This is a genomic window from Corynebacterium sp. SCR221107 (assembly GCF_027886475.1).
Classification (GTDB): Bacteria; Actinomycetota; Actinomycetes; order Mycobacteriales; family Mycobacteriaceae; genus Corynebacterium.
On sequence record NZ_CP115670.1, the window covers coordinates 1,638,480 to 1,661,229 of the forward strand.

The 22,750-nt window shown below is 59.5% G+C and carries 21 protein-coding genes; 8 read left to right on the forward strand and 13 right to left on the reverse strand.

What is annotated here, in order from left to right; all coding sequences use genetic code 11:
* Positions 1–159: 159 nt before the first annotated feature.
* Complete coding sequence (locus PAB09_RS07145) at positions 160–876, forward strand: TVP38/TMEM64 family protein (protein WP_271033028.1); 717 nt, start codon at positions 160–162, stop codon at positions 874–876.
* A 42-nt stretch (positions 877–918) separates the two neighbouring features.
* A complete protein-coding gene (locus tag PAB09_RS07150; protein WP_271035316.1) occupies positions 919–1,512 on the forward strand; it encodes a MarR family transcriptional regulator in 594 nt (197 codons plus the stop codon).
* On the opposite strand, the gene PAB09_RS07155 is transcribed toward PAB09_RS07150, so the two are convergent.
* The 3 genes from PAB09_RS07155 to PAB09_RS07165 form a co-directional block, all read right to left on the reverse strand.
* On the reverse strand, positions 1,509–2,609 hold the full coding sequence (locus PAB09_RS07155; RefSeq protein WP_271033029.1) for an SPFH domain-containing protein: 1,101 nt from the start codon (positions 2,607–2,609) through the stop codon (positions 1,509–1,511). The genes PAB09_RS07150 and PAB09_RS07155 overlap by 4 nt on opposite strands.
* Before the next feature lie 6 nt (positions 2,610–2,615).
* Positions 2,616–3,044 (reverse strand): NfeD family protein, encoded by a 429-nt coding sequence (locus tag PAB09_RS07160; protein ID WP_271033030.1) that lies wholly within the window; start codon positions 3,042–3,044, stop codon positions 2,616–2,618.
* Positions 3,045–3,179: 135 nt separating this feature from the next.
* A complete protein-coding gene (locus tag PAB09_RS07165) occupies positions 3,180–4,028 on the reverse strand; it encodes a DUF3097 domain-containing protein (protein ID WP_271033031.1) in 849 nt (282 codons plus the stop codon).
* Between the two features lie 54 nt (positions 4,029–4,082).
* Here PAB09_RS07165 and PAB09_RS07170 point away from each other — a divergent pair, with 54 nt between their 5' ends.
* Positions 4,083–4,898 carry a hypothetical protein gene (locus tag PAB09_RS07170; protein WP_271033032.1) on the forward strand — a complete coding sequence of 272 codons (816 nt, stop codon included), beginning with the start codon at positions 4,083–4,085 and terminating at the stop codon, positions 4,896–4,898.
* Between the two features lie 82 nt (positions 4,899–4,980).
* Here the strand turns inward: PAB09_RS07170 and PAB09_RS07175 are convergent, their stop codons facing one another.
* The 3 genes from PAB09_RS07175 to PAB09_RS07185 all read right to left on the reverse strand — a co-directional run bounded on the left by PAB09_RS07175 (position 4,981) and on the right by PAB09_RS07185 (position 9,612).
* Positions 4,981–6,093 (reverse strand): ferrochelatase, encoded by a 1,113-nt coding sequence (locus PAB09_RS07175; protein ID WP_271033033.1) that lies wholly within the window; start codon positions 6,091–6,093, stop codon positions 4,981–4,983.
* A 179-nt stretch (positions 6,094–6,272) separates the two neighbouring features.
* A complete protein-coding gene (locus PAB09_RS07180; RefSeq protein ID WP_442873649.1) occupies positions 6,273–8,102 on the reverse strand; it encodes a DIP1281 family NlpC/P60 protein in 1,830 nt (609 codons plus the stop codon).
* 997 nt (positions 8,103–9,099) lie between these two features.
* Complete coding sequence (locus PAB09_RS07185) at positions 9,100–9,612, reverse strand: Rv1476 family membrane protein (protein ID WP_271033034.1); 513 nt, start codon at positions 9,610–9,612, stop codon at positions 9,100–9,102.
* A 691-nt stretch (positions 9,613–10,303) separates the two neighbouring features.
* Here PAB09_RS07185 and can point away from each other — a divergent pair.
* The 3 genes from can (at position 10,304) to PAB09_RS07200 (ending at position 14,868) form a co-directional block, all read left to right on the forward strand.
* A complete protein-coding gene (gene can / locus PAB09_RS07190; protein ID WP_271033035.1) occupies positions 10,304–13,123 on the forward strand; it encodes an aconitate hydratase in 2,820 nt (939 codons plus the stop codon).
* 259 nt (positions 13,124–13,382) lie between these two features.
* Positions 13,383–13,955, forward strand: a complete 573-nt coding sequence (locus tag PAB09_RS07195) for a TetR/AcrR family transcriptional regulator (protein ID WP_271033036.1) — start codon at positions 13,383–13,385, stop codon at positions 13,953–13,955.
* 193 nt (positions 13,956–14,148) lie between these two features.
* Entirely contained in the window at positions 14,149–14,868 is a 720-nt protein-coding gene (locus tag PAB09_RS07200; RefSeq protein WP_271033037.1) for a glutamine amidotransferase, read from the forward strand.
* Here PAB09_RS07200 and PAB09_RS07205 read toward each other — a convergent pair.
* Positions 14,865–15,125 (reverse strand): DUF1990 family protein, encoded by a 261-nt coding sequence (locus PAB09_RS07205; protein ID WP_271033038.1) that lies wholly within the window; start codon positions 15,123–15,125, stop codon positions 14,865–14,867. The genes PAB09_RS07200 and PAB09_RS07205 overlap by 4 nt on opposite strands.
* A gap of 513 nt (positions 15,126–15,638) precedes the next feature.
* On the opposite strand from PAB09_RS07205, the gene PAB09_RS07210 reads away from it, so the two are divergent.
* Complete coding sequence (locus PAB09_RS07210; RefSeq protein WP_271033039.1) at positions 15,639–15,908, forward strand: ACT domain-containing protein; 270 nt, start codon at positions 15,639–15,641, stop codon at positions 15,906–15,908.
* A gap of 18 nt (positions 15,909–15,926) precedes the next feature.
* Positions 15,927–17,291, forward strand: a complete 1,365-nt coding sequence (locus PAB09_RS07215) for a PFL family protein (RefSeq protein WP_271033040.1) — start codon at positions 15,927–15,929, stop codon at positions 17,289–17,291.
* Positions 17,292–17,380: 89 nt separating this feature from the next.
* Here PAB09_RS07215 and PAB09_RS07220 read toward each other — a convergent pair whose 3' ends face one another.
* The 6 genes from PAB09_RS07220 to PAB09_RS07245 all read right to left on the reverse strand — a co-directional run bounded on the left by PAB09_RS07220 (position 17,381) and on the right by PAB09_RS07245 (position 22,704).
* Positions 17,381–18,019 (reverse strand): DUF4126 domain-containing protein, encoded by a 639-nt coding sequence (locus tag PAB09_RS07220; RefSeq protein WP_271033041.1) that lies wholly within the window; start codon positions 18,017–18,019, stop codon positions 17,381–17,383.
* Between the two features lie 62 nt (positions 18,020–18,081).
* Positions 18,082–18,390: a hypothetical protein gene (locus PAB09_RS07225; protein WP_271033042.1), complete on the reverse strand. Its 309-nt coding sequence runs from the start codon at positions 18,388–18,390 to the stop codon at positions 18,082–18,084.
* 283 nt (positions 18,391–18,673) lie between these two features.
* On the reverse strand, positions 18,674–20,305 hold the full coding sequence (locus tag PAB09_RS07230) for an ABC-F family ATP-binding cassette domain-containing protein (RefSeq protein WP_271033043.1): 1,632 nt from the start codon (positions 20,303–20,305) through the stop codon (positions 18,674–18,676).
* Between the two features lie 114 nt (positions 20,306–20,419).
* Positions 20,420–20,836 (reverse strand): hypothetical protein, encoded by a 417-nt coding sequence (locus tag PAB09_RS07235; protein WP_271033044.1) that lies wholly within the window; start codon positions 20,834–20,836, stop codon positions 20,420–20,422.
* A gap of 30 nt (positions 20,837–20,866) precedes the next feature.
* On the reverse strand, positions 20,867–22,027 hold the full coding sequence (locus tag PAB09_RS07240; protein WP_271033045.1) for an enoyl-CoA hydratase-related protein: 1,161 nt from the start codon (positions 22,025–22,027) through the stop codon (positions 20,867–20,869).
* Positions 21,949–22,704, reverse strand: a complete 756-nt coding sequence (locus tag PAB09_RS07245) for a 3-hydroxyacyl-CoA dehydrogenase family protein (RefSeq protein WP_271033046.1) — start codon at positions 22,702–22,704, stop codon at positions 21,949–21,951. Before PAB09_RS07245 ends, PAB09_RS07240 begins: the two co-directional genes overlap by 79 nt.
* Positions 22,705–22,750: the final 46 nt, after the last annotated feature.

The following is a 22,750-nucleotide window of genomic DNA, read 5'->3' on the forward strand; positions in this document are numbered from 1 at the left end:
GTCAGTAAAAGTGCGAAATCGCAACGCCGTCTCATTACCCTGACGAAGGCATTGCATTTCACAACCGCTACCTATCCTAGTACGCATCACAGTGGTTTTTTTGCTTAGCGTGGGTGGTTGTGGGAAATCTTGCACCCCCAACCGGCTACCCTAGTCCGTGTGGGAACCGCAATGGGATTTTTGTTCGGACTTTTTCGCGACGCCGTAGCCTCGATTCGCGGATGGTCTGTTACTCGAAAAACTGCCGGCCTAGCAGCGCTTATTCTGCTGGTTTACATGCTTGTTGGTTTCGATGTTCCCCCATTGTCGAAGTTGCAGGAATGGTCCCGAACAATGGGCGCCTGGTTTCCGTTTCTTTTTGCAAGTTTCTACGTATTTGTAGTTCAGTTTCCGGTTCCCAGGACCTTCTTTACCTTAAGCTCCGGCGTGTTGTTTGGTCCCACCCTTGGAATTTTCGTGGCCTTGACCTCAACCACGCTCGCGGCCGCGTTGAATGTGTCCGTCATTCGGTACTTTCTCGGTGATTGGATGCGGCCTCGGCTCACTCATCCCGCGGTGGCCGGAATCAATCAGCACCTGGCCCAACGCGGCTGGCTTGCGGTGGCCTCCTTGCGCATGATCGCCGCAGTTCCATTCTCCATCCTTAACTATGCGGCAGCCCTGTCGTCGGTGCCTGTTTCGAGTTTTACCCTTGCGACGCTGATAGGTTCTGCCCCAGGCACCATTTCCACCGTTCTTCTTGGCAATACGCTCACTGGAGATATGGATCCGAGATTAATTGCCGTCGCCGTAGCACTTACCTTGCTGGGGTGCACTGGTTTGCTTATAGACGCCAAGGCCCCCCTCAAAGGTCAAGACTCAAGCATGGATTACTGACTTAGGCTAAGGTGGGTGCAGTAATACGGAGGAGAGTCCATGATGTTTGCCATTCACGCTCGTTATCGAGGTCGCGAGCGGCGTCGCGCTGACTTTGTGCGTCAGTCGGCGCGCGCATTATCCACGCTTCCCGACGTTTCCGAGTTCGATGTGGTCGGGGTCGAAGACATCCGCGCCATCATTTACACTCCGGAGGCCATGTGCGACACCACCATGGCGCTTCTTGCCGCTGGAGATTGGGCCGTCGGGCTCGCCGTTTTGGTCGACGATGGGCTACCTGACAAAGCCATCGCCACCGAGCAGGTCCTGAATCTGGCCAGCACCACTCTCGGCGCGCATGCGCGCAGCGGTCAGGTCAAAGTAGGAGTCAAGCGCGGCAACCGGAAGGATCCCGCGTGGAGTGCCGACATTCAGGCTGCTTTCACCATGTTGGCCCATATATTGTCAAAGCGCACCGCCGAAGGCCGTGAGGCTACTTCCTTGGTGCGCTCTGGAATGAATCAAAACGAGGCCGCCGCCGAGCTGGGAATTTCCAAGCAAGCTATGAGCCAGCGTCTTCAGGCCGCCGGTTGGCAGGCGGAGATGGCCGGTTATCGCTTGGCCATCTCCTTGCTCAATCGAGTGGGCACGTCTTAGGCTGGGTCTTCCACCGGCTTGTTTGCCACGGCGTTGGCCGCGGCCACAGCGGCTGCGATCTCCGGATCCGATTCGGTCTTAAACCAATCTTCGTGGTTGTCCTCCTCAAGCGAAACCGCGGCGTGCTTAGGTGCCGGTTCGTAGCGGAAGACCCCGTCGGCACCCTTGTCGGCAAAGGACCGAGCAAACTGCTCGAGTGAGTCGGAGAACTGGCTGGGGATCATCCACATTGTGGATGCCTGCCCCTCGGCCATCTTGGGCAATTTATCCAGGTACTGGTAGGCCAATACCTCAGGCGTAAGATGCGAGGCCGCGATGGCTTCATTGACCTTCTGGATCGCTCGGGCCTCACCTTGAGCCTGCAGGTATTTTGCTGCTCGCTCACCTTCTGCCCGCAGGATGGTTGCCTGGCGCTCGGCCTCGGCGGCAAGAATAGCCGCATGCTTTTCACCTTCGGCGGCCAAAATCTTTGCTTGTTTTTCGCCCTCGGCGGTGCGAATGTCCGATTCCCTGCGTCCCTCGGCGGTCAGGATCATGGCGCGCTTTTCGCGGTCGGCTTTCATCTGCATTTCCATCGACTGCTGAATCGATGGTGGCGGATCGATGGCCTTGAGCTCTACTCGGCTGATGCGCAAGCCCCACTTGGTGGTCGCGGCATCGAGCTCGCCGCGAAGGCGTCGGTTGATGACTTCTCGGGAGGTCAGGGTTTCCTCGAGCGTCATTCCACCGACCACGTCGCGCAGCGTGGCCACGGAGATTTGCTCAACACCGACGATGTAGTTGTCGACACCGTAGATGGCCTTCGCAGCATCATTGATCTGGAAGGTGACAACCGTGTCGATGGCGACTGTCAGGTTGTCCTGGGTGATGACCGCCTGAGGTGGGAAGGACACCACGCGTTCGCGCGTGTCCACCCGCTGGCGGACTCTGTCGATGAACGGGATGAGCAGCGTTATGCCGCCTGAGACCGTCCGGGTATAGCTTCCGAGGCGTTCGATAACGGCCGCCTCTCCCTGGGGAATAAGGACAATCGTGCGCGCCACGATGGCGACAATAAGTACGAGCAACGCCACAACGGCGATCAAGCCAAAGCTCATCGGCTCTTATGCTCCTTTCCACACAACCGCAGTTGTGCCATCGATTTCAACGACTTGGACGACCTCGCCGGGTGCGAAGTTGTCGGTGTGGGATAAGGCTCGTGCCGACCAAATGCTTCCGTCGAGCCGGACTTGGCCACCGTTGAAGTCAGTGCTTTCTAGAACCTGCGCCTTCGTACCAATGAGGGAGTTTGGCGAGGTGTCTAGAACCTTGGTGGTGTGCATACGCTTGCGTAGTGCCGGTTTGAGCAATGCGAGAGTACCCAGGGAGGAGACGCCGAAGATCACGACCTCCGCCCATAAGGGGATATCAAATAAAGCCACGCCGCTGACCACGAGCGCTGCCACGCCAAGCATGAGCAACGTCAATTCACCGACGAGCAACTCCGCAGCCGCAAGTACTAATGCAACGATTAACCAAATAAGTGCTCCCACGTCCACAGGATAGCGAAACAACACTACCCCCGCAGAGTCACAACCTAATCGATATCAAATCGCAACTTATGGAGCATCCTTGAGTTCATAGGTTAAGAGAGGTTAAGTGATGGGCTGGGAATCAGGTCTACAGTCTTAAAGGAGATCCTCTTTGGACAGCTCCGGGGTGGTGACGAAGTCGACGAGCCTTTCCACGGCGCCAATGAGTGTGGAATCGAGATCACGGAAGCTGGTGACTGCGTTGTAGACCCGGTTCCACCCCTCCCGGGTATCCCCCCAGCCCAGGCGCTGACACATTCCCGTCTTCCAATCCTGCCCGTAGGGGATCTCCGGCCAGGCGCGCAACCCCAATCGCTCCGGCTTGACCGCCGCCCAAATGTCGATGAAGGGGTGTCCGGTGACCAACACGTCCGGCCCCACCGATTCGGTCAGCCGAGTCTCTTTCGAACCCGTCACCAGGTGGTCAGCGAGCACCCCGATGCGGCGACCTGGTCCGGGCTGAAATTCCGCCAGCCGGGCTGGCAGATTGTCGAGACCTTCGAGATATTCCACGACGACGCCTTCCACCCGCAGGTCATGCCCCCAGATTTTCTCCACGATGGCAGCGTCATGGATGCCTTCGACCCAAATGCGAAACGGCGCGGCAACTTTTGCCTCCACGTGCGCAACTCTTCGAGAACCGGACTTCGAGCGCTGCTGCGCCGGGTCTTTTGTGGGCACATAGCGGGTCAGCGTGACCCTTTGGCCGTCGATGAGAAAGGCACCCTCGCGAAGCTTGAACAGTCGCTGAGTTCCGTGCCTGTCTTCAAGCCGAATGAACTCGCCGTCGTAGGTTTTCTCGAATCCCACGACAGCGCCAACGTAGCCGTCGGCAAGCACTTCGGCAACGAGGCCGGGTTCGGCCGGAACCTTGGGGTAGGTTGCGGGGACATTTCGGGCATGTCCTTTGAGGATGTCGCCGGAGTATGGGTCGCGAAAAGTCATAAGTAACCAGACTACTTCGCTTTTTGACTGTTCTGGATTAGGCTTGCCCGAGTTATGGATTTCAGGAGACACGTCTATTCGCCCATTCAGAACCAGGCGCTGTGGTTGGCGGCCAACCTTTACGGGCACGAATCCTTTGATGACACCGAATATGCCTTAACTGAGCTCGGCGGTGCGCAGCATATGGCGGGTAATCCCTTTGGTATCGCGCCTGTGCTGAAGTTGATCCGTAATTACACGGCGGGTTTTAGGCAGCAGTTTTCCGCTCAACCGGCCCTGGCGATTACCCTTGCGGGGCCTGGAACCCCCGTGGGTCTTCCGGCAGGCACGCCCGCAGCGCTGGCAGCTACCAATTCTGGTGGCGCCATCATCGTCAGCACTGACGACGCTCGCGCCTACGGGTGCCTGGTGCCCACGCCGCTGCCTGAAGGCACGCAGTGGCTGTGGTTCGAGTTAGACGGCTATCCCCCAGCACCTGCCTATCTCCTGCCAGGTGAAGCTGATCAACTCTTGACTCAGGCAACCAACGAGGCCGCCACCCTGATCGACGACGGCAGGCGCTATCTCGGCGTTCAGGTCACCAGTGAGCTTTCGAATCCACGCCTGACGGTTGGAACCTTGACCGACTACTACGAAGCTCCCGGGCTTCCCGATTCCATTGCACCCCGGGCAGCAAAGCTGATCTCCCGCGCAGATAGGGTCTCGGCGATCGTAGAAACGGTCACATCAACAATCGGAGATCACGTGTTTGACCCCCAGCTGCTGGGGCTTGGCCGCCACATCCGTCAGGCCCGCATGAGCGCGGTGACCTATGCCACCGTGGAATGGGCCAGGGATTGTACTCAGCGCGCACACGATGCGAGTCGCTAGCCCTCTGTGTGCCAAATAGGAAACCACCCCAGGAAGGGACCTGTGTGGTCTCGTCACTGGGGCGGTTTTCTTCGTTGTTGCCCTAGGCCAGCTTGCGCGGGCGGGTGGGACAGCATCCCGGCTCGCACACATTGCCGTTGAGGCTGCAGCCCTTAGAAACGACCATGCCTTCGTGCCGTGCCGACGCGGGTTCGAGGGACTCCTCGATCAAATCCACCACCATGGCAGCGAAGCTGGGCAGCGGGCCAACGGTTGCCGCACGTTCGACGACCATGCCGTGCCGTCGAGCCTGGTCAGCTAGTTCATGATCCAGATCCCAGACAACTTCCATGTGGTCAGAAATGAAGCCGACCGAGCAAATGACCATCGCCTTCGTCCCCGCCGCATGCAGCGCGTCCTCGTGGTCAAGGATATCCGGTTCCAGCCACGGCACGGAACCATCCCCGGAGGCCGACTGCCACACGAGGTCATAGTCCTCAATGCCGGCTTGCTTGGCGACGAGACGCGCCGCCTCGGCGACTTGCCTCGAGTACAGCGTGCCATCCGCTGGCGTACCGGAGGCCTCGTCGGCACGCACGGGGATCGAGTGGGCGGTAAAGACGAGTCGAGCCTCGTCACGCAGCTGCGCGGGCACACGAGCGAAGGCCTCGCTGACTGCGGTGGCATTGTCGGCCACAAAAGTCGGGTGATCAAAAAACTGGCGCACCTTGAAGAAGTCCGTCGGCTCAAAGCCCGCCCCACGCTGGGCCTCCCGCATGGCAGCGATGTCTTCGTCATACTGCTTGCATCCCGAGTACCCGCCCCAAGCGCTGGTGGCAAACACAACCGCGCGGCGAACGCCGGCTTTGGCCAACTCGATCGCCACATCGTTGGCGTAGGGCTTCCAGTTGCGATTGCCAAAGTAGACGGGCAGCTTGATGCCACGGCGGGCCAGTTCCGCCTCGACGTTTGCGATGATCTCGCGGTTAAGTTCGTTGAGCGGGCTGAGGCCATCAAAGTGGTTGTAATGCTTGCCGACCTCATCGAGCCGCTCCGGCGGGATGCCTCGGCCACGGGTCACGTTTTCCAAAAACGGGCGGATGTCCTCTGGCCCCTCGGGTGCGCCGAAAGACAAAACGACAAGCGCTTCAACATCGGCAAGCGCCCAGCCAGGTGCTGTAGGGGTGTAAGTGCTTCGTCCACCATCGGTGTGCATGCAGGCTACCGTATCACTTCTTATCCCAAAGGCTGAAAACGACCCTACCTCTCTTCGTCACCACAAAGTTGGACGATTCTCTTGCGAAAACTAGGCCAAGACGTTAGCAAAAAGGGGCATATCCTTCTCCATCGAATGGAGGAGATATGCCCCTATAAGGGTTTATAGGTCAAGCCACTTTAGTTAATCAGGCGCACGGCATACGGGCTCATGCCGGACCAACGAACCGGAGCAATGCGCACCGTCGACCCCGAGTTCGGGGCTTCGATCATCTGGCCGTCTCCGAGGTAGATTGCAACGTGGTTTTCGGCGTTGGGACCGTAGAAGATAAGGTCGCCGCGCTTCATCTCCGACGGGTCAATCTTGGTACCCTTTTGATACTGGTAACCAGTGTAGTGTGGCAACGAGATGCCAACTCCGGCGAAGGCATACAACACGAGGCCAGAACAGTCGAAGCCGACCTTCGAATAGTCACCATAGCTGTCCGCAACGCCGCCGTCGCGGATGCCTCGCGTCGGACCGTTTGCATCGCCGCCACCCCAGGCATAGGGCACGCCGATCTGGCTCATGGCGCGCGCAATGACAGTCTCGGTTTTTTGGCTTGCCGAAGCGTCAGAGACCAGCTCCGAGGCCTTCGAGGTTACCGAGTCGGTCGAGTCAAGCTTGACCACATCAAGGTCGGCGAGGACAGAGTTGGCATTATCCGCGGTCTCAGTGGACTGAACTGCAGCAATTGGGCCCTGCGTGGTGGACTGAGTTTCCTGTGCCGCGTCGGCCGCAGCCTGCAGCGCCTCGCTGGAATTCTGTGAAGACTCATCTGGGGTTTGACCATCAGCGGTTGTGGCCACATAGGGGTCATCCAAGCTTGTGTGATCAGCCTGGGAAGCGCCGACCAAGGCTGCTGCCGCAACAGTAGCTGCGGTAGCAGCGGCCGCCTGCGCGGCCTGAGCTTGCTGCTCATTTTCTGCCTGCTTGGCAGCCTCCTCTTTGGCAGCCTGCGCGGCTGCAGCCTTCTCCTCGGCCTCCTTTTGAGCCTGCGCGCGGTTAGCCGCGGCCGCTGCCGCGGCTGCAGCAGCGGCGGCCGCCTCCTCCTGGGCCTTCTTTTGTGCCTGCGCCTCAGCCTCCTTACGGGCAGCCTCGGCAGCGGCAGCTTCTTCCTCGGCCTTCTTGCGGGCAGCCTCGGCCTCTTGGTAGGCCTCAAAATCCGCGCGCTGCTGGTCCAGGCCCGCAGCTGTTGCCTTAGCTGCGTCGAGGTCGGACTGTGCCTGGTCACGACCGGCGACGAGGCTTGCATACTCGGCCTGCTTCGTCTCCAGCTGCGCGGAGGCGTCATCGATGGCCTGCTGCGCCTGCTTTTGAGCGTCCGCTGCAGCAGCTTCCTGGGCCTCGGCGTAGTTGCGAGCCTCACGCAGGCGCGATTCCTCGTTGGCCTGCTGGGTGCGCAGGCGATCAAGGTCATCGATGACCTTGCGTTGGCTTTCGGCAGTCGTTCGGAGATAGGTCTGACGATCCAGGGAGTCGTCGCTGTTGGCATTGCCCGACACCCCTGCGACACCGGGTGAAGTTGCCCCCTGCCGGTACGCGCTGCGCGAAACCTCGTCGAGCTTTGCCTGCGCCTCGACCATTTCGGCCTGAGTCTGGTCGAGAGCCGCCTTTGCCGCGGTAACACCCTGGCGGGCCTGTTCTGCTTGCGCCTGGGCATCGTGGAGATCGACCAGCGCCTTGTTGACCGCCTCCCGAAGCCCGCCCATCTCGAGCTCGAGGTTGTTGATCTCGGAGTCCTTCTCCGACAGCGACGATGCCATCTGAGCCAGGGACTGTTCAGCGGTTACTACCGCACCGTTGGCCTGTGCGATTTGTTCATCGGTTGGGTTGACCGGCTGTGCGACCACTGGAGTAACTCCAGCTACGGTGGCTGCTGACAGTGCCACGCCCATGAGCGCGGTGACAGACCGCAGGGCGACCTTTCGTCGTAGGTTGACGTTGCGCACGCATTCTCCTTTTGCCATTGACCAGCCTCGTGACTTGACTTTTACCCGCGCGCGTTCGCCTATTTGCTTTCCGACGTCGCCAGCACCATCTCGGTACGACTTCATCTGCTAGGCAACTGACCCCAGTCACAACTGGGATGAGTCACCCGCCAAAGCACTATGAGTGCAAAAACGCAGGCCCCGGGTCAAAACCTGTGGGGCGTACTCGCGGGCAAAACTGCCCCGGGTACGCGTGACTTATGGGTCGACCCTTGTTGGCTTTGGCACCTAATCTCCGACCAGGCTCCCGATGCGTGCTTCCCCACATGCCCGAGGCCTCGTGAAAATCAAGTTTCAAGAATCGACTCATAAGTCGACAACAGAAACTCTAAAACACCAACACACCAATGTCTGCATTCTTTTAATTCTTGACCCGTAAACCCCACTGGTCACATCAGCAACTCAGGCGCGTGACCTGCGAGTTATGCGTTACATAACGTGTATGTGAATTAGCTCACAACTCAAATAAATTTCGGCACGTCGGCGGAATCCGACGTTAATCAAAGTGTTACAAAATTCCGCGCGAAGCAAAAGCCGGTAGAAGTCAAGTCTTGGTGCTTGCATTTTGTCATCAACCTGCACGCAAGGCCTAACGTCGTTTCTTGAGTCAATCCTTAGGACTTGATTTTCTCGGGTGTTTGATTGAGTGGGCTACCATGGTTGCCCCGCACCTAGCTGACTGCACAAGTTGCATGAGCTCCCATGGGCACTTTCGTTATCGAATGCGCTTCTGGATAGCGAGGTCATCACAACGCGTTGGCTCGCGGGATAGTTGCCCGGATTTTGCTAACTGTCAGGTTGACCGAGTTTGCCATAGGAGTAGAACGACGCCTTTTTTACAACGCCAACACAAAGTGCCGTCGATTGCTGTTTAGCAGATGCGCCCATCGGCCCCTAATGGCAATCACCACAAAGTCCGCAACACCCCGGTTCTTATCCCTCCGGTGGGGCGATCATGCTGACAGCGCCTCCGCACCTACGCGCGCTCAGCGAGGCGTCCCGGAGCGCCCAGCCTGCGAACCAGACTCAGGGTGAGGACAACGCCAAGAACGAGCGTGGCGATGAGGGTGACAACGATTCCTTGATCTGCCACGGTGTCGTGAGTGATCGTGTCGACGAAGGCCTTTGTCGCCGCCGGATAATCGGCGGTGGCAAAGAACTCTTGTTGGGCCGCTTCAATCTCAGCCCGGCTATACAGATCACTGACGATGGCCCCATTGCCGGGCGCGCGCACGATCACGGTATCCAATCCAGTGTCGTCGAGAAGCACTTGGGCGATGTCGCGGACATCCGCATGCTGACCTGGATCCGCGTCAAAAGCAACGAATCCCAGGGAACCGAAGTCTTGAGCTTGCGCGTAGGCGATTGCCTCTTTCAGGCCAGATCCCATGCCTGCTGCCACATCAGGGTTCATCGCGGCATCGATCGCCACTTGATCGTCGGAAAGCTCGCCAACGAGCGCAGCCACATCAACAGACTCTGGTACCACGAAGCAACCTTGCCTTTCTGCTAGACATGTTTGTCTGTAGGCCACAAACAGATGTGCGTCACATAGCTGGCGTCTTAACCATTGTCACGCGATCAACGGTTCCACAGAATTTCGCAGGCACTGCGCCTCCACAATGTCGTGGCCACGCCAGATTCCTGGAGCCCAACCTTCCTATTCTTTACGCGGTAGCGTTGAAAAACACCCACGCCGCAGTATCAGCGCCACAGTGAAGGATCCGCGGTTGCACAGCCCCCGGAGCCGACAGGGCACTAGAGACAATAGCTAATGTTGGACACTGTAAATTTGGCCTACCCGGCTCAACGCTACCGTACCTTCGTCTGATTCAAGGTCCGGGGGCACCGTTGCGGTGGGGAAAAGAAGGCAGCTTTCGGCCTGCATTGTTACCGTCAGAAAGCAACTTTGCCGACCAACAACGACAAGCGGGGGTAGCGCCACATACCCCTCCATGGGTTTGTAGTCACCCGACGCACAAAAGTTGCCGTGTCGGGGGTGAAACCGCATACAACAGAACGCCCGTACTGTTAAACTTGGCGCCAGGCGACGTTTCGCGTGCCATTTACGCAAACGAGGCATATTTCTGCGTGCGAACACCAGCCAATGCAAGCCTTTTCGCACGTGTGAACAGATTCCCAACTGATCACCTATATCCAAATGGAAAGTGGAGCTCACTGTGACTGAAAGCAAGAACTCCTTCAACGCCAAGCAGAAGCTTGAAGTTGGCGAGAAGTCCTATGACTACTTCGCCCTCAGCGCTGTTCCCGGCATGGAGAAGCTGCCGTACTCCCTGAAGGTTCTCGGCGAGAACCTCCTTCGCACCGAGGACGGCGCCAACATCACCACCGAACACATTGAGGCTATCGCGAACTGGGACCCGACTGCAGAGCCGAGCATCGAAATCCAGTTCACCCCTGCTCGCGTTTTGATGCAGGACTTTACCGGTGTTCCTTGCGTGGTTGACTTGGCTACCATGCGTGAGGCCGTCAAGACCCTAGGCGGCGACCCGGAGAAGGTTAACCCTCTCAACCCTGCAGAGATGGTCATCGACCACTCCGTTATCGTCGAGGCCTTCGGTTCCACCGACGCCCTGGCTAAGAACGTTGAGATCGAGTACCAGCGCAACGAGGAGCGCTATAAGTTCCTGCGCTGGGGCTCCAAGGCGTTCTCCAACTTCCGCGTCGTTCCTCCGGGAACCGGCATCGTCCACCAGGTCAACATCGAGAACCTGGCACGCGTCGTCTTCGACAACGAGGGCCTAGCTTACCCTGACACCTGTATTGGTACTGACTCCCACACCACCATGGAAAACGGCCTGGGCATCCTGGGCTGGGGCGTGGGTGGCATCGAGGCCGAGGCTGCCATGCTCGGCCAGCCCGTCTCAATGCTCATCCCGAAGGTGGTCGGCTTCAAGCTCACCGGCGAAATCCCTGCTGGCGTGACCGCCACCGACGTGGTTTTGACCATCACCGAGATGCTGCGTAACCACGGCGTTGTCCAGAAGTTCGTCGAGTTCTACGGCAACGGCGTGAAGTCCATTCCGCTGGCTAACCGTGCCACCATCGGCAACATGTCCCCAGAGTTCGGCTCCACCTGTGCGATCTTCCCGATCGACGAGGAGACCACCAAGTACATGCTGCTGACCGGTCGCTCTGAGGAGCAGGTTGCCCTAGTCGAGGCCTACGCAAAGGCACAGGGCATGTGGCTGGAGCAGGATGCTCCGGAGGCTGAGTACTCCGAGTACCTCGAGCTCGACCTGTCCACCGTGGTTCCTTCCATCGCCGGCCCGAAGCGTCCTCAGGACCGAATCCTGCTGACCGAGGCTAAGGCTCAGTTCCGCAAGGACCTGTCCAACTACACCACCGACGAGGTCTGCATCGACGAGTCCACCGTTGAGGCTCGTCGCATGACCAGCGAGGGTGGCAACGTCACCCCTGAGTCCGGTGACGTCACCGGTGGCCTCAACGGCGCCCGCCCAGGCCACGGCGAGTCCGCAGCCATCGGCTCCACCGGCCGTCCTTCCAAGCCGGTGGTCGTCGAGTCCGCAGCTGGCGGCGAGTTCACCCTCGACCACGGCATGGTTGCTATCGCTTCCATCACCTCCTGCACCAACACCTCTAACCCTTCCGTCATGATCGGCGCTGGCCTGATCGCCCGCAAGGCCGCAGAAAAGGGCCTGACCTCCAAGCCTTGGGTCAAGACCATCTGCGCACCGGGTTCCCAGGTTGTCGACGGCTACTTCCGTCGCGCTGACCTGTGGAAGGATCTGGAGGCGCTGGGCTTCTACCTCTCCGGCTTCGGCTGCACCACGTGTATTGGTAACTCCGGCCCGCTGCCGCAGGAGATCTCCGCTGCTATCAACGAGCATGACCTGACCGCTACCGCAGTCCTGTCCGGTAACCGCAACTTCGAAGGCCGCATCTCCCCTGACGTGAAGATGAACTACCTGGCCTCCCCGATCATGGTTATCGCCTACGCCATCGCCGGCACCATGGACTTCGACTTCGAGACCCAGGCCCTTGGCCAGGACCAGGACGGCAATGACGTCTTCCTCAAGGACATCTGGCCCTCCACCGAGGAGATCGAGGCCACCATCAACCAGGCTATCTCTCGCGAGCTCTACGAAGAGGACTACAAGGACGTCTTCCTGGGCGACGAGACCTGGCAGAACCTGCCGGTTCCGGAGGGCAAGACCTTCGCTTGGGATGAGTCTTCCACCTACATCCGCAAGGCTCCTTACTTCGATGGCATGACCCTCGAGCCGCAGCCGGTCACCGACATCAAGGGCGCACGCGTCCTGGCTAAGCTGGGCGACTCGGTCACCACCGACCACATCTCCCCTGCTTCCTCCATCAAGCCGGGCACCCCTGCCGCTCAGTACCTCGACGCCAACGGCGTTGCGCGCGTGGACTACAACTCCTTGGGTTCGCGTCGTGGTAACCACGAGGTCATGATGCGCGGCACCTTCGCCAACATCCGCCTCCAGAACCAGCTGGTTGACGTTGCCGGTGGCTACACTCGCGACTTCACCCAGGAGGGCGGCCCGCAGGCCTTCATCTTCGATGCTTGCCAGAACTACAAGGCAGCCGGCATTCCGCTGGTCGTCCTGGGCGGCAAGGAGTACGGCACCGGTTCTTCCCGTGACTGGGCCGCAAAGGGCACCAACCTGCTGGGTGTCAAGGCAGTCATCACCGAGTCCTTCGAGCGTATCCACCGCTCCAACCTCATCGGTATGGGTGTCATCCCGCTGCAGTTCCCTGCTGGCGAGTCCCACGCATCCCTCGGCCTGGACGGCACCGAGACCTTCGATATCACCGGTATCGAAGAGCTCAACAATGGTGTCACCCCGAAGACCGTAAAGGTCACCGCAACCAAGGTCAACGGCGATGTCGTTGAGTTCGACGCGGTAGTCCGCATCGACACCCCTGGTGAGGCTGACTACTACCGCCACGGCGGCATCCTGCAGTACGTGCTGCGCCAGATGGCTAACTCCTAAGGAAACGCTTGGGAGCGTTCCCTCCACGTGGACGAGCCAATGCAAGACACCAAAGGATAACCACCGATCACCCTAGTCTGTGACCGGTGGCCTTCGGTGTCGCTTTTGAGGGGTCGAACCGCCGTGTTCGGCCCCTCAAGCCATAGGGTTTTCCCACAGGAATTCCCTTTTCAGACTTGATTTCTAACTTCATTCGAAGCAGTACTCATGCTTCACCCACTCACATATCCACCGATCGAAGCCATCGAAGGGAGCACTCATGCCGGTTGTGAGCAACGCCGAGCTCAACTCACGTCGCAATGAGATCCTAGAAGGTGCTCGTAAATGCTTCGCGGAACACGGATTCGAGGGGGCTACCGTGCGCCGGCTGGAAGAAGCAACCGGCAAGTCTCGCGGTGCTATCTTTCACCACTTCGGCGACAAAGAGAACCTCTTTCTGGCGCTTGCCCGCGAGGATGCTGCTCGTATGGCCGAGGTGGTCGCCGACAACGGCCTCGTGGAAGTCATGAGGGACATGCTTGCCCACCCAGAACGCTATGACTGGCTTGCCACCCGGCTTGAGATTACGAAGATGCTGCGCACCGATCCGGTTTTTCGCGCAAAGTGGCAGGCCCATCAAAAGGTACTCGACGAGGCCGTCATGCGCCGCTTGGAATCCAACGCTAAGCGCGGTTCCATGCGCAGCGATGTACCCATCAGCGTCCTGCACACCTATCTCGAGGTGGTCATGGATGGCTTTATCACCCGTCTCGCCTCAGGCGCGCCCACCGAGGAACTAGAGGCAGTACTCACTCTGGTTGAAAGTAGTGTTCGCGCAAGCGTTCACTCCTAGCGAGCCACTGAGCACAAGACACCTTCCTCGAACAAGCTGACGGAATTATCCCCAGTATCAGGTTTCAAAAAACCACACCACAAGCGAAAACATCAGTTTTTCATGCTGCCCTCTTTACCTGCATAAAGGCAGCGAACACGTTCTTTTGTGCCAATTTTCACAACTTTAGCCTTTATTACTAAGATTTCTCTTTATGGTCAATATCCTGCTTGTTTCTCCTCGCACCGGCGAGGATATCGCTGCTGCTGAATACGCTGATGTCTTAAAGGCCACCGGCCTTTCCGCTCACCAGCTCACCCAGCGAATGCTCGACGATGAGACCAAGCAGGTGGGCAATACCGGCGAGTTCAGCGGAATCATTGTCGGCGGCAGCCCATTGCTTGTGACCAGCGAAGAATACTCTGCGTGGCAACACAAGGTCCACGAGGAGCTCAACTCCCTGCTGGAGATCCCAAAGCCAACCTTCTTCCTCTGCTTTGGCAACACGCTTGTGGCACATCTGAATGGGGGCCAGATTAATCGGGAATTTGCCGAAGATTCTGGAGCAACCGTGGTTCAGTTGACTGAGGCTGGCAAGACCGATCGCCTCACCAAGGGCCTTCCTGACGAATTCCTTGCTTTGACTGGACACACGGAAAACGCCGTGACCACCGGGCGCGGTGCACAACTGTTGGCTTCGGGTCCTTCGTGCCCAGTGCAGATCGTGCGTGCCAATGAGACCTCATGGGCATGCCAATTCCACGCCGAGATGGATGCCGCGGCTATGAAGACCCGCATGGATTTCTATTTTGACTACGGGTATTTTTCTCCTGACGAGTACGACTCCATCCTGTCTGAGATCAATAAGCACGATTATGATCCAGCCCACCAGGTATTACGCAATTTCGTCGATATCGCGGCTGGTATCCGTTAGCCACCTGCCACGGATTGATAGGCCCGCAGGTAGCGCGCGGTGATGATCTTTTGCCCCAGTCTAGCCACCGGGCTTAGCAGTCTGGCTGGCCGCCAGGCCGTATTCGAAATGGATGCCACACAAACTTCGACGCGGTCATCGCGGTCGAGGCTGATGATAAAGGCTTCTTCCCCGTTTTCGATGTGACGCCGCAGGGTGCCGTAGACGAATACGTAGGCCGCCTTGAGGCCAAGCCCCAATTCGCTCAACTTCGTCACGTGACTATCCAAGGGCGCCACCAGCGCCATCTGGTACGCGCGACAACTCTTCTTTCGCACCCGCCAGGCAATCGTCGTAAAGCAAGGTATCGACGGGGATGCTGCACGCATTAAAAATAGGCCCCCACCGCAGCCGAACCAGGCTGCCCTCCCGTGATGCCTGGAACCCGGCGCCGCGGTGCACGTCAAGACGCCGGTGCGCCGCCACCACCCGCAGGAAGCAGTCACGCCCCCCAGCCCACCTCTATGCGCGAGATGGCACTGGTGTACTCTGTGGCCGGCAGTGGCAAATCCAGTGCCACAGCAAGACTCGACAACACGAGTTCCCGTGGGTAGGTCAAGGAATAAAAGGGGCTCACCACACCAACCTTAAGTCTCCGACCAACGCACCGCACCCATTCACTTGCCATTTTGTCCAAGAAAGCAACTAACGCCTGCACAGTTCGCTCAGGGTCTGTCATATGGTCACGCCAAGATGAATCACTTGCCTGTCGTGGCGTAACATGAGAAAACATGTTTGCCATTATGACCGTCACGGGTGTTGACCACACTGGAATCATCGCTGCCGTATCCACCGCATGTGCGGAGCTGAACGTTAATATTCACAACGTCGCCCAGACACTGATGGGTGAGTACTTCACCATGATCCTGCATGTCGCCTTCGATGAGAAGGAAGTCGATATCGCGACAATCCAAAAGCGCATGGACGAGGTCGGCGAGAAGGAAGCGCTGGTCATCCGCATCCAATCGCAGGCCATCTTCGACGCGATGAACGTCATCTAAGCGAGGCCAGCGAAACCAATGACGATTCAACACTCCACCTCGAACATCCTCGAGACCATTGCGATGATCGAGAAGTATCGCCTCGACATCCGCACCGTCACCATGGGAATCAGCCTGCTGGACTGCATCCGCGGCTCCCTGGAAGAAACCTGCGACGCGATCTACGACAAGATCACCACCAAGGCGGCCAACCTCGTGTCCGAATGCGAGGGCATCGAGCGCGAGCTCGGCATCCCGATCGTGAACAAGCGAATCTCGGTGACCCCGATCGCACTTATCGCCCAGTCCGTCGAGGGCTCACCCGTCGAGATCGCCAAGGCGCTTGACCGCGCGGCCAAGGCCGTGGGCGTGAACTTCATCGGTGGCTACTCCGCCCTCGTGGAAAAGGGCATCACCCCCGGTGACGAGCGGCTCATCCGCTCCATCCCCGAGGCACTGACGGTCACCGATGTGGTCTGCTCCTCGGTCAACATCGGTTCCTCGCGCGCAGGCATCAACATGGACGCCGTACGTACGATGGGCCAGGTTATCAAGGAGGCCGCCGAACTCACCAAGGACAACTCCGCCATCGCCTGTGCGAAGCTCGTGGTCTTCGCCAACGCCGTGGGCGATAACCCGTTTATGGCCGGCGCCTTCCACGGCGTCGAGGAGGCCGACTGCGTGGTCAGCGTCGGCGTCTCCGGCCCCGGCGTGGTCAACCGCGCACTCGGCGATCTCGATGGCGCTTCCCTCAACGAGGTGGCCGAGGCCATCAAGAAGGCCGCCTTCAAGATCACCCGCGCTGGCCAGTTGGTGGGCACCATGGCCTCGGAGCGACTCGGAGTGCCTTTCGGCATCGTCGACCTCTCGCTGGCCCCCACCGCGGAGCTGGGTGATTCCGTTGCCCACATCATGGAGCACATGGGCCTTGCCCAAGTGGGCACCCACGGCACCACCGCGGCTCTCGCGCTGCTCAACGACGCCGTGAAGAAGGGCGGCATGATGGCCTGCTCGCGTGTGGGCGGCTTGTCCGGCTCCTTCATTCCCGTCTCGGAGGACAAGGGCATGATCGACTCGGTGCGTGCGGGAAATATCTCCATCGAGAAGCTCGAGGCGATGACGGCGATTTGCTCTGTCGGCCTGGACATGATCGCCATCCCTGGGGACACTTCCGCCGAGCTCATCTCCGGCATGATCGCCGACGAGGCGGCCATCGGTGTGATGAACCATAAGACTACCGCGGTGCGTGTCATCCCTGTGCCCGACACCAAGCCCGGCGACGAGGTCAACTTTGGCGGCCTGCTTGGCTATGCCCCAGTCATCCCCGTTTCCACCGTGGACAACTCCGAATTTATCCACCGTGGCGGCTTCATCCCCGCCCCCGTGCACGGCTTCCGCAACTAGCGCAGCCTTGAAGCTTCAAAGGCCCTGCGCCACACCTTAGATTTGGTGTGTGAGGCAGGGCCTTTGAATATGCCGCCAATGCAGGCAGCCTAGCTTATATCTTGCGAAGGCAGCGTCCTAACGTGCTGAATTCCTTCAGCTCGGCGTGTTCGCTGCTTGCCGACGTACCTACGGTAGCGGTAGACCAGCCAAACCAGGGGCGCGACCGCTATTACCAGCACTGCGATTACCAACGCCGGGGCAAACACCGCCGCAAAGCTCAGGGACGCCGACACGACATCTTCCGCCGTTGAGACTACCGGGGCGCCCACCCCAAGGGTTGTGGCATTGACGGCCGGGCGGGCGGTGGTCTTCAGCAGGTGCATCACAAGGGCCATGACGAATCCAATGCCAAGCATGAGCCAGGTCTTCGGTTCGGCAAACACACTCGAGGAGTTTACGGTCTCCTCCGCGAAGGCCGATGCGAACATGAGCCCGCCAGAGGTCGGCCTAATGAGGGTCTGGATGATGTCGTTGACTGAGTCGATGGCGGGCACCTTGTCCGCAACGATCTCGATGAGCAATAAGACTCCGACGATGCCAAGCAGGATCGGATCAGTCAGCCACAGCCACCCCTCGGGCAGGCTGACAAAGTCCGTGTACCGGGCCAGCAGCCCGTACACAAGCAACGGAATGTAGGCGTTGAGGCCGGAGGCAGTGGCCAAACCGATAGCGGTTGAGATTCCCATAAGGAAAGTCAATCACAAGTCCCCTGCATAGACCTACACCCGCATAGCTTCGGTGGAGCAAGCTACTGAGCGTGGTCCTTCTTCTTGATGCCGCCGACGAGGAATGCCAGCGGGCCGAAGGTACCAACGACGCTGGTAACCACGCCCCATACTACCTTCGAACCGCGGATGCGTTCCTTAGGTAAGTGGTAGAGGAAATGCCAGGCCGTTGCCTTCAGCGCCAGATCGATCGGCACCGCCACGGTAATGATCTTCCTTTGGCGATCGGTCAGGTCGCTCCACTTCTTGTGGCCGCCCTTGTGGCGACAGTGGCACTTGCCCCCGCAGCACTTATTTTTCTTATTGCCAGCAGATTTTTTCGAACACTTCATGCCACCGATTCTACACCGTGACCACTCCGAAGATTCGGGAACTGCGCCAGCATGGACAGCACGTCAACTTACGTGGGTCTCCGCCCTTCACACCTGGTGTGCTGGTGAAGGTCGTGCTAAAGGCCACGAGACACGCGAGTACTTAAAAAGCGCCCGACACCTCCCCGCGCTAGTGGCCCTCGGCGCAAGATATGGCGTGGGCGACGATTGCAGGCGCTGCGCGGGTTATTGCGGGCAAAACGGCTGAAATTGGCGCCGATTAGCTGCGCTTTTGTAGGTTGCGTTAGGCAAGCTCGACGATTTCCATATAGGAGTCATTCCATAGATCCTCGTCGCCGTCGGGAAGCACGATGACGCGCTCCGGCTCGAGAGCGCGCACAGCGCCGGGATCGTGAGTCACCAAAACGACGGCACCCTTGTAGGTACGCAAGGCATCGAGGACCTGTTCGCGGGAGACCGGATCCAAGTTGTTGGTGGGCTCGTCGAGCAGCAGGACATTGGCGCGCGAGCTCACCAGCGCAGCCAGCGCAAGGCGTGTCTTCTCACCACCGGAGAGGGTGCCAGCGGGCTGGTCGAGCTGTTCCCCAGAAAACATAAACGCACCCAGCAGGCCGCGCAGGTCCTGCTCACCTGCCTCGGGGCAGGCTTCGATGGTGTTTTCCCACACGGACTTGTTGGGGTCGATGGTGTCGTGTTCCTGGGCGAAGTAACCGATTTTGAGGCCGTGGCCGGTAACGATTCCGCCTTCGCCGTCGGTGCGTTCCACGCCCGCCAAGAGCTTCAGCAGCGTCGTCTTGCCCGCGCCGTTGAAGCCGAGCACCACCACGCGCGAGCCCTTGTCGATGGCCAAGTCGACACCGGCGAAGACCTCCAGCGAGCCGTACATTTTGGTCAGCCCCTTGGCAAAAAGCGGGGTCTTGCCGCACGGAGCCGGCTCCGGGAAGGAGATGTGGGCTACGCGATCGGCCACGCGGACCTCATCGAGGCTGCCCATCATGCGTTCCGCACGGGCGAGCATCTGCTTGGCGGCGGCGGCTTTGGTGGCCTTCGCACCCAAACGCGCGGCCTGGTCGCGCAACGCGGACGCTTTCTTCTCCGCGTTGGCGCGTTCCCTGCGGCGCCGTGCCTCATCGGTTGCGCGGGCGTCCTTGTACTTAGCGAAGCTCATGTTGTACACATCGGCCTCCGCACGCACGGCATCCAAGAACCACACCTTGTTGCACACGGCGTCAAGCAGTTCCACGTCGTGGGAAATCATGATGAGCCCGCCCTCGTGCTTGGAAAGGAAGTCGCGCAGCCAGGTGATGGAATCGGCATCCAGGTGGTTGGTCGGCTCGTCAAGCAGCAAGGTGGTCTGGGACTTTCCGGAACCGGCCGAGGCGGCAAAGAGGATCTGGGCCAACTCCACGCGGCGGCGCTGTCCGCCGGACAGCGTCTTGAGTGGCTGGTCCAAAATGCGCGCGGGCAAACCCAAATTGTCGCAAATCTGGGCGCATTCGCTGGCTGCCTCATAGCCGCCGAGTTGGTGGTAGCGCTCCTCCAGCCGGGAGTACTTCTTGATCGCGGCGTTGCGCTTGCGCTCGTCCTCGGTGGTCTCCATAATTTCTTGCTGGCGCTCCATATTGCGCTGGATGGAGTCCAGCCCGCGGGCGGAAAGCACACGGTCGCGGGCGGTTTGCTCAATGTTTCCCTCGCGAGAGTCCTGGGGCAGGTAGCCGATCTCCCCGCTGCGGGTAACCGAGCCAGCATACGGTTCGGTCTCCCCCGCCAGGATGCGCATCGTTGTGGTCTTGCCTGCACCGTTGCGGCCAACGAGTCCGATGCGATCGCCTGGTTGCACCCTTAAGTGTTGCCCTGGAGCATGAAGGAGGGTGCGGGCACCGACGCGAACTTCGAAATCATTGGTCACAATCACAAACAGCCACCTTAGCAGATACAACTTCGGTTCTTTTGCTTGCCGACGCCCACAGGTTGCAGGCCGTTAGGCGTCGGAAAGCACGGCGGTAGGCACGTTGTTCGGCGCCTGTAATTACCCGGATAGACGAGCCAGCGCGCTGCGGATCTTTGCCACATTCTCTGGCTGCGCCACCAATTGATGGGCAAGCTCGGCGCTGCGCCGATACAGCTCGGGCTCGGATGCCTGCGGCTTGGATACATCGCCGGTAAAAAGCCGCGCCAACGCCATCACGCTTCCGCGATCGGCGCCGTCGAAGCCCTCGGCGAACCACCTGGTGGCTAGCTTTGGCGCCGAACGCATGTCCAAGGCTACGACTGCAGGTTGTGGCGGGCGATAATCAATGCTTAAGTCCCAAGCAAGCCGCACGGCCGCTTCGAACACCAGCTGCCCACTTGCCACGATCTGGTCGGCGTCGGTCAGCAGTCCCAACTCCCAGGCCGGATATGCCCCGCGCGCCGGGGTGGCCTCGGCCGAAAAGGCAAGGGCCACCGCAATGGCATCCGTTCGTCCCTGCTGCTGCTAACGGATGACCTGCTGGATGGGCCCGCCCCACCCGGCAAACAAACCAACCTCACGCTCGGGAAATCCAATCTTGGTATCCCACTGCACCACCGCGGCATCGCAATGCAGCTTCAGCTCCGCTCCGCCGCCCAAGGCAAATCCTTCGAGCGCGGCGACCACCGGCACCGGAGCATATTTCAGCCGCTGCAAGGCCGCGATGCCCCGCTCGATGAATCCGGATTCGCCAGCTACCTTGGGTGCGGACGATGCTGTGGTGCCGGCAGCAGGGGTGGACTTCGCTTGACCGGTGCTGCCACCGGCCGCAATCTCCCCAAGAATCTTCAGATCAGCACCGGCGGAGAAAACCCCTGGCCGACGGTTGGCAATGACCAGCGCCCGGAAGCGGCCTTCCTCGGCAAGCTCACAAGCAGCCTCGACGGCGCTGAGAACCCCCGCGGTGATGGTGCCCAGCTTCGTTGTGAGCAGGAGTATTCCAACCTCTCCCTCCAACACAATGCTCGAATCCTCATTCATGTACAGCGCATCGTCGACGGAGAGCTGGGCTGCGCTGCGCACCTGGGCACCGGGAGATCGCGCGCTCACCTCACCTTTGGAGCTGAGGACAGAACTAGGCTCGGGATAAAAGCCGCCGGCCTTCATAGCCTGTGTGAGCAATGGCGGCATCGCCAGCTCCCGTTCGCCGGGCTTTGTTTGGTTGTAGTCGTTGATCAGTTGAGCCACGGTATCTAGGCCGAGGCCATCTGCTAGGGCAAAAGGCCCCTTTTTCCAGCCATAGCCCAGCTGCAAGGAAACGTCGATGTCCTCGACTGTAGTGGCGATTTCTTCTGCGACTTCGCAGCAATACACCAGGGTGGTGAGGAATACGTCGCGGGCACACCGGCCAGCGACAAAGTCTTCTTGGAGCAGCTCCGAGAGCTGTTTTCTTCCTTGGCCCGCATGGCGCTCATCGACGCGCCGATAGTGAAGCTTATCTGGGGTACTAAAGTCGATGACTTCCCCGCTGCCACGGTAGAAGCCGGAATCTCCGGTGCGTCCGGTGAGGCCGCGTTCGATAAGTTCAGCAAATATTTCGTTGTTTGCTATGTTGAATCGCCGGTACGCATCATGGGCACCGACTGCACTGGGGGTTGAGCCCCACACGTCGGGGACGAGCTGCAATCCAACGTAGTCGAAGAGCCCAAAGTTCCGGTGCGTGGAACCCCGAATGGTCGCGCGGCCACGGCGTCGGAAAGCTCAAGGGGAATGCCCTCGTCGAGGGCGATCGACGCCGCCGCGGCCATCCATAGATTACCGACGCGATTGGCGATGAAACCCGGGGTATCGCGGCACACGAGCGTGTGCTTACCCAATTGCTGGTCAAGCACCGTTCGAAGCCAGGCGCCAACCGCTGGATCATTGTCAGGGCCCACGACGAGCTCGACCAGCTTCGTGCCCCGTGGAGGATTGAAGAAGTGTGTGATGAAGAACCGTCTTTTCATCGACGCACCCATCTGACTATTCAGGGTATCCAATGGGATTGTGGAGGTGTTCGAGGAGATCACCGTGCTTTCGCCCAGGTGAGGTTCGAGCGCGGCGTAGAGGGCGAGCTTGGCGTCCACATTTTCATAAATGGCTTCAATCACCCAGTCGGCATTGCTAACCGCCTCGAGGTCGTCTTCCGTGTTTCCCACCGTGATATTGTCGGCGAAACTCGGGTGGGTAAAGCCCTTTCGCTTGATTTGGATATCACGCCCCGCCGCAGCACGGGCATTGCGATCGGGAGTAGCGCTGGCCACATCCAATAGACAAACCTTCGCCCCCGTGCTGGCGAGCAATGCCGCGATTCCGGAGCCCATTGAGCCGGACCCGATAACCACTGCCTTTCTCACAGGCTTTTCAAGA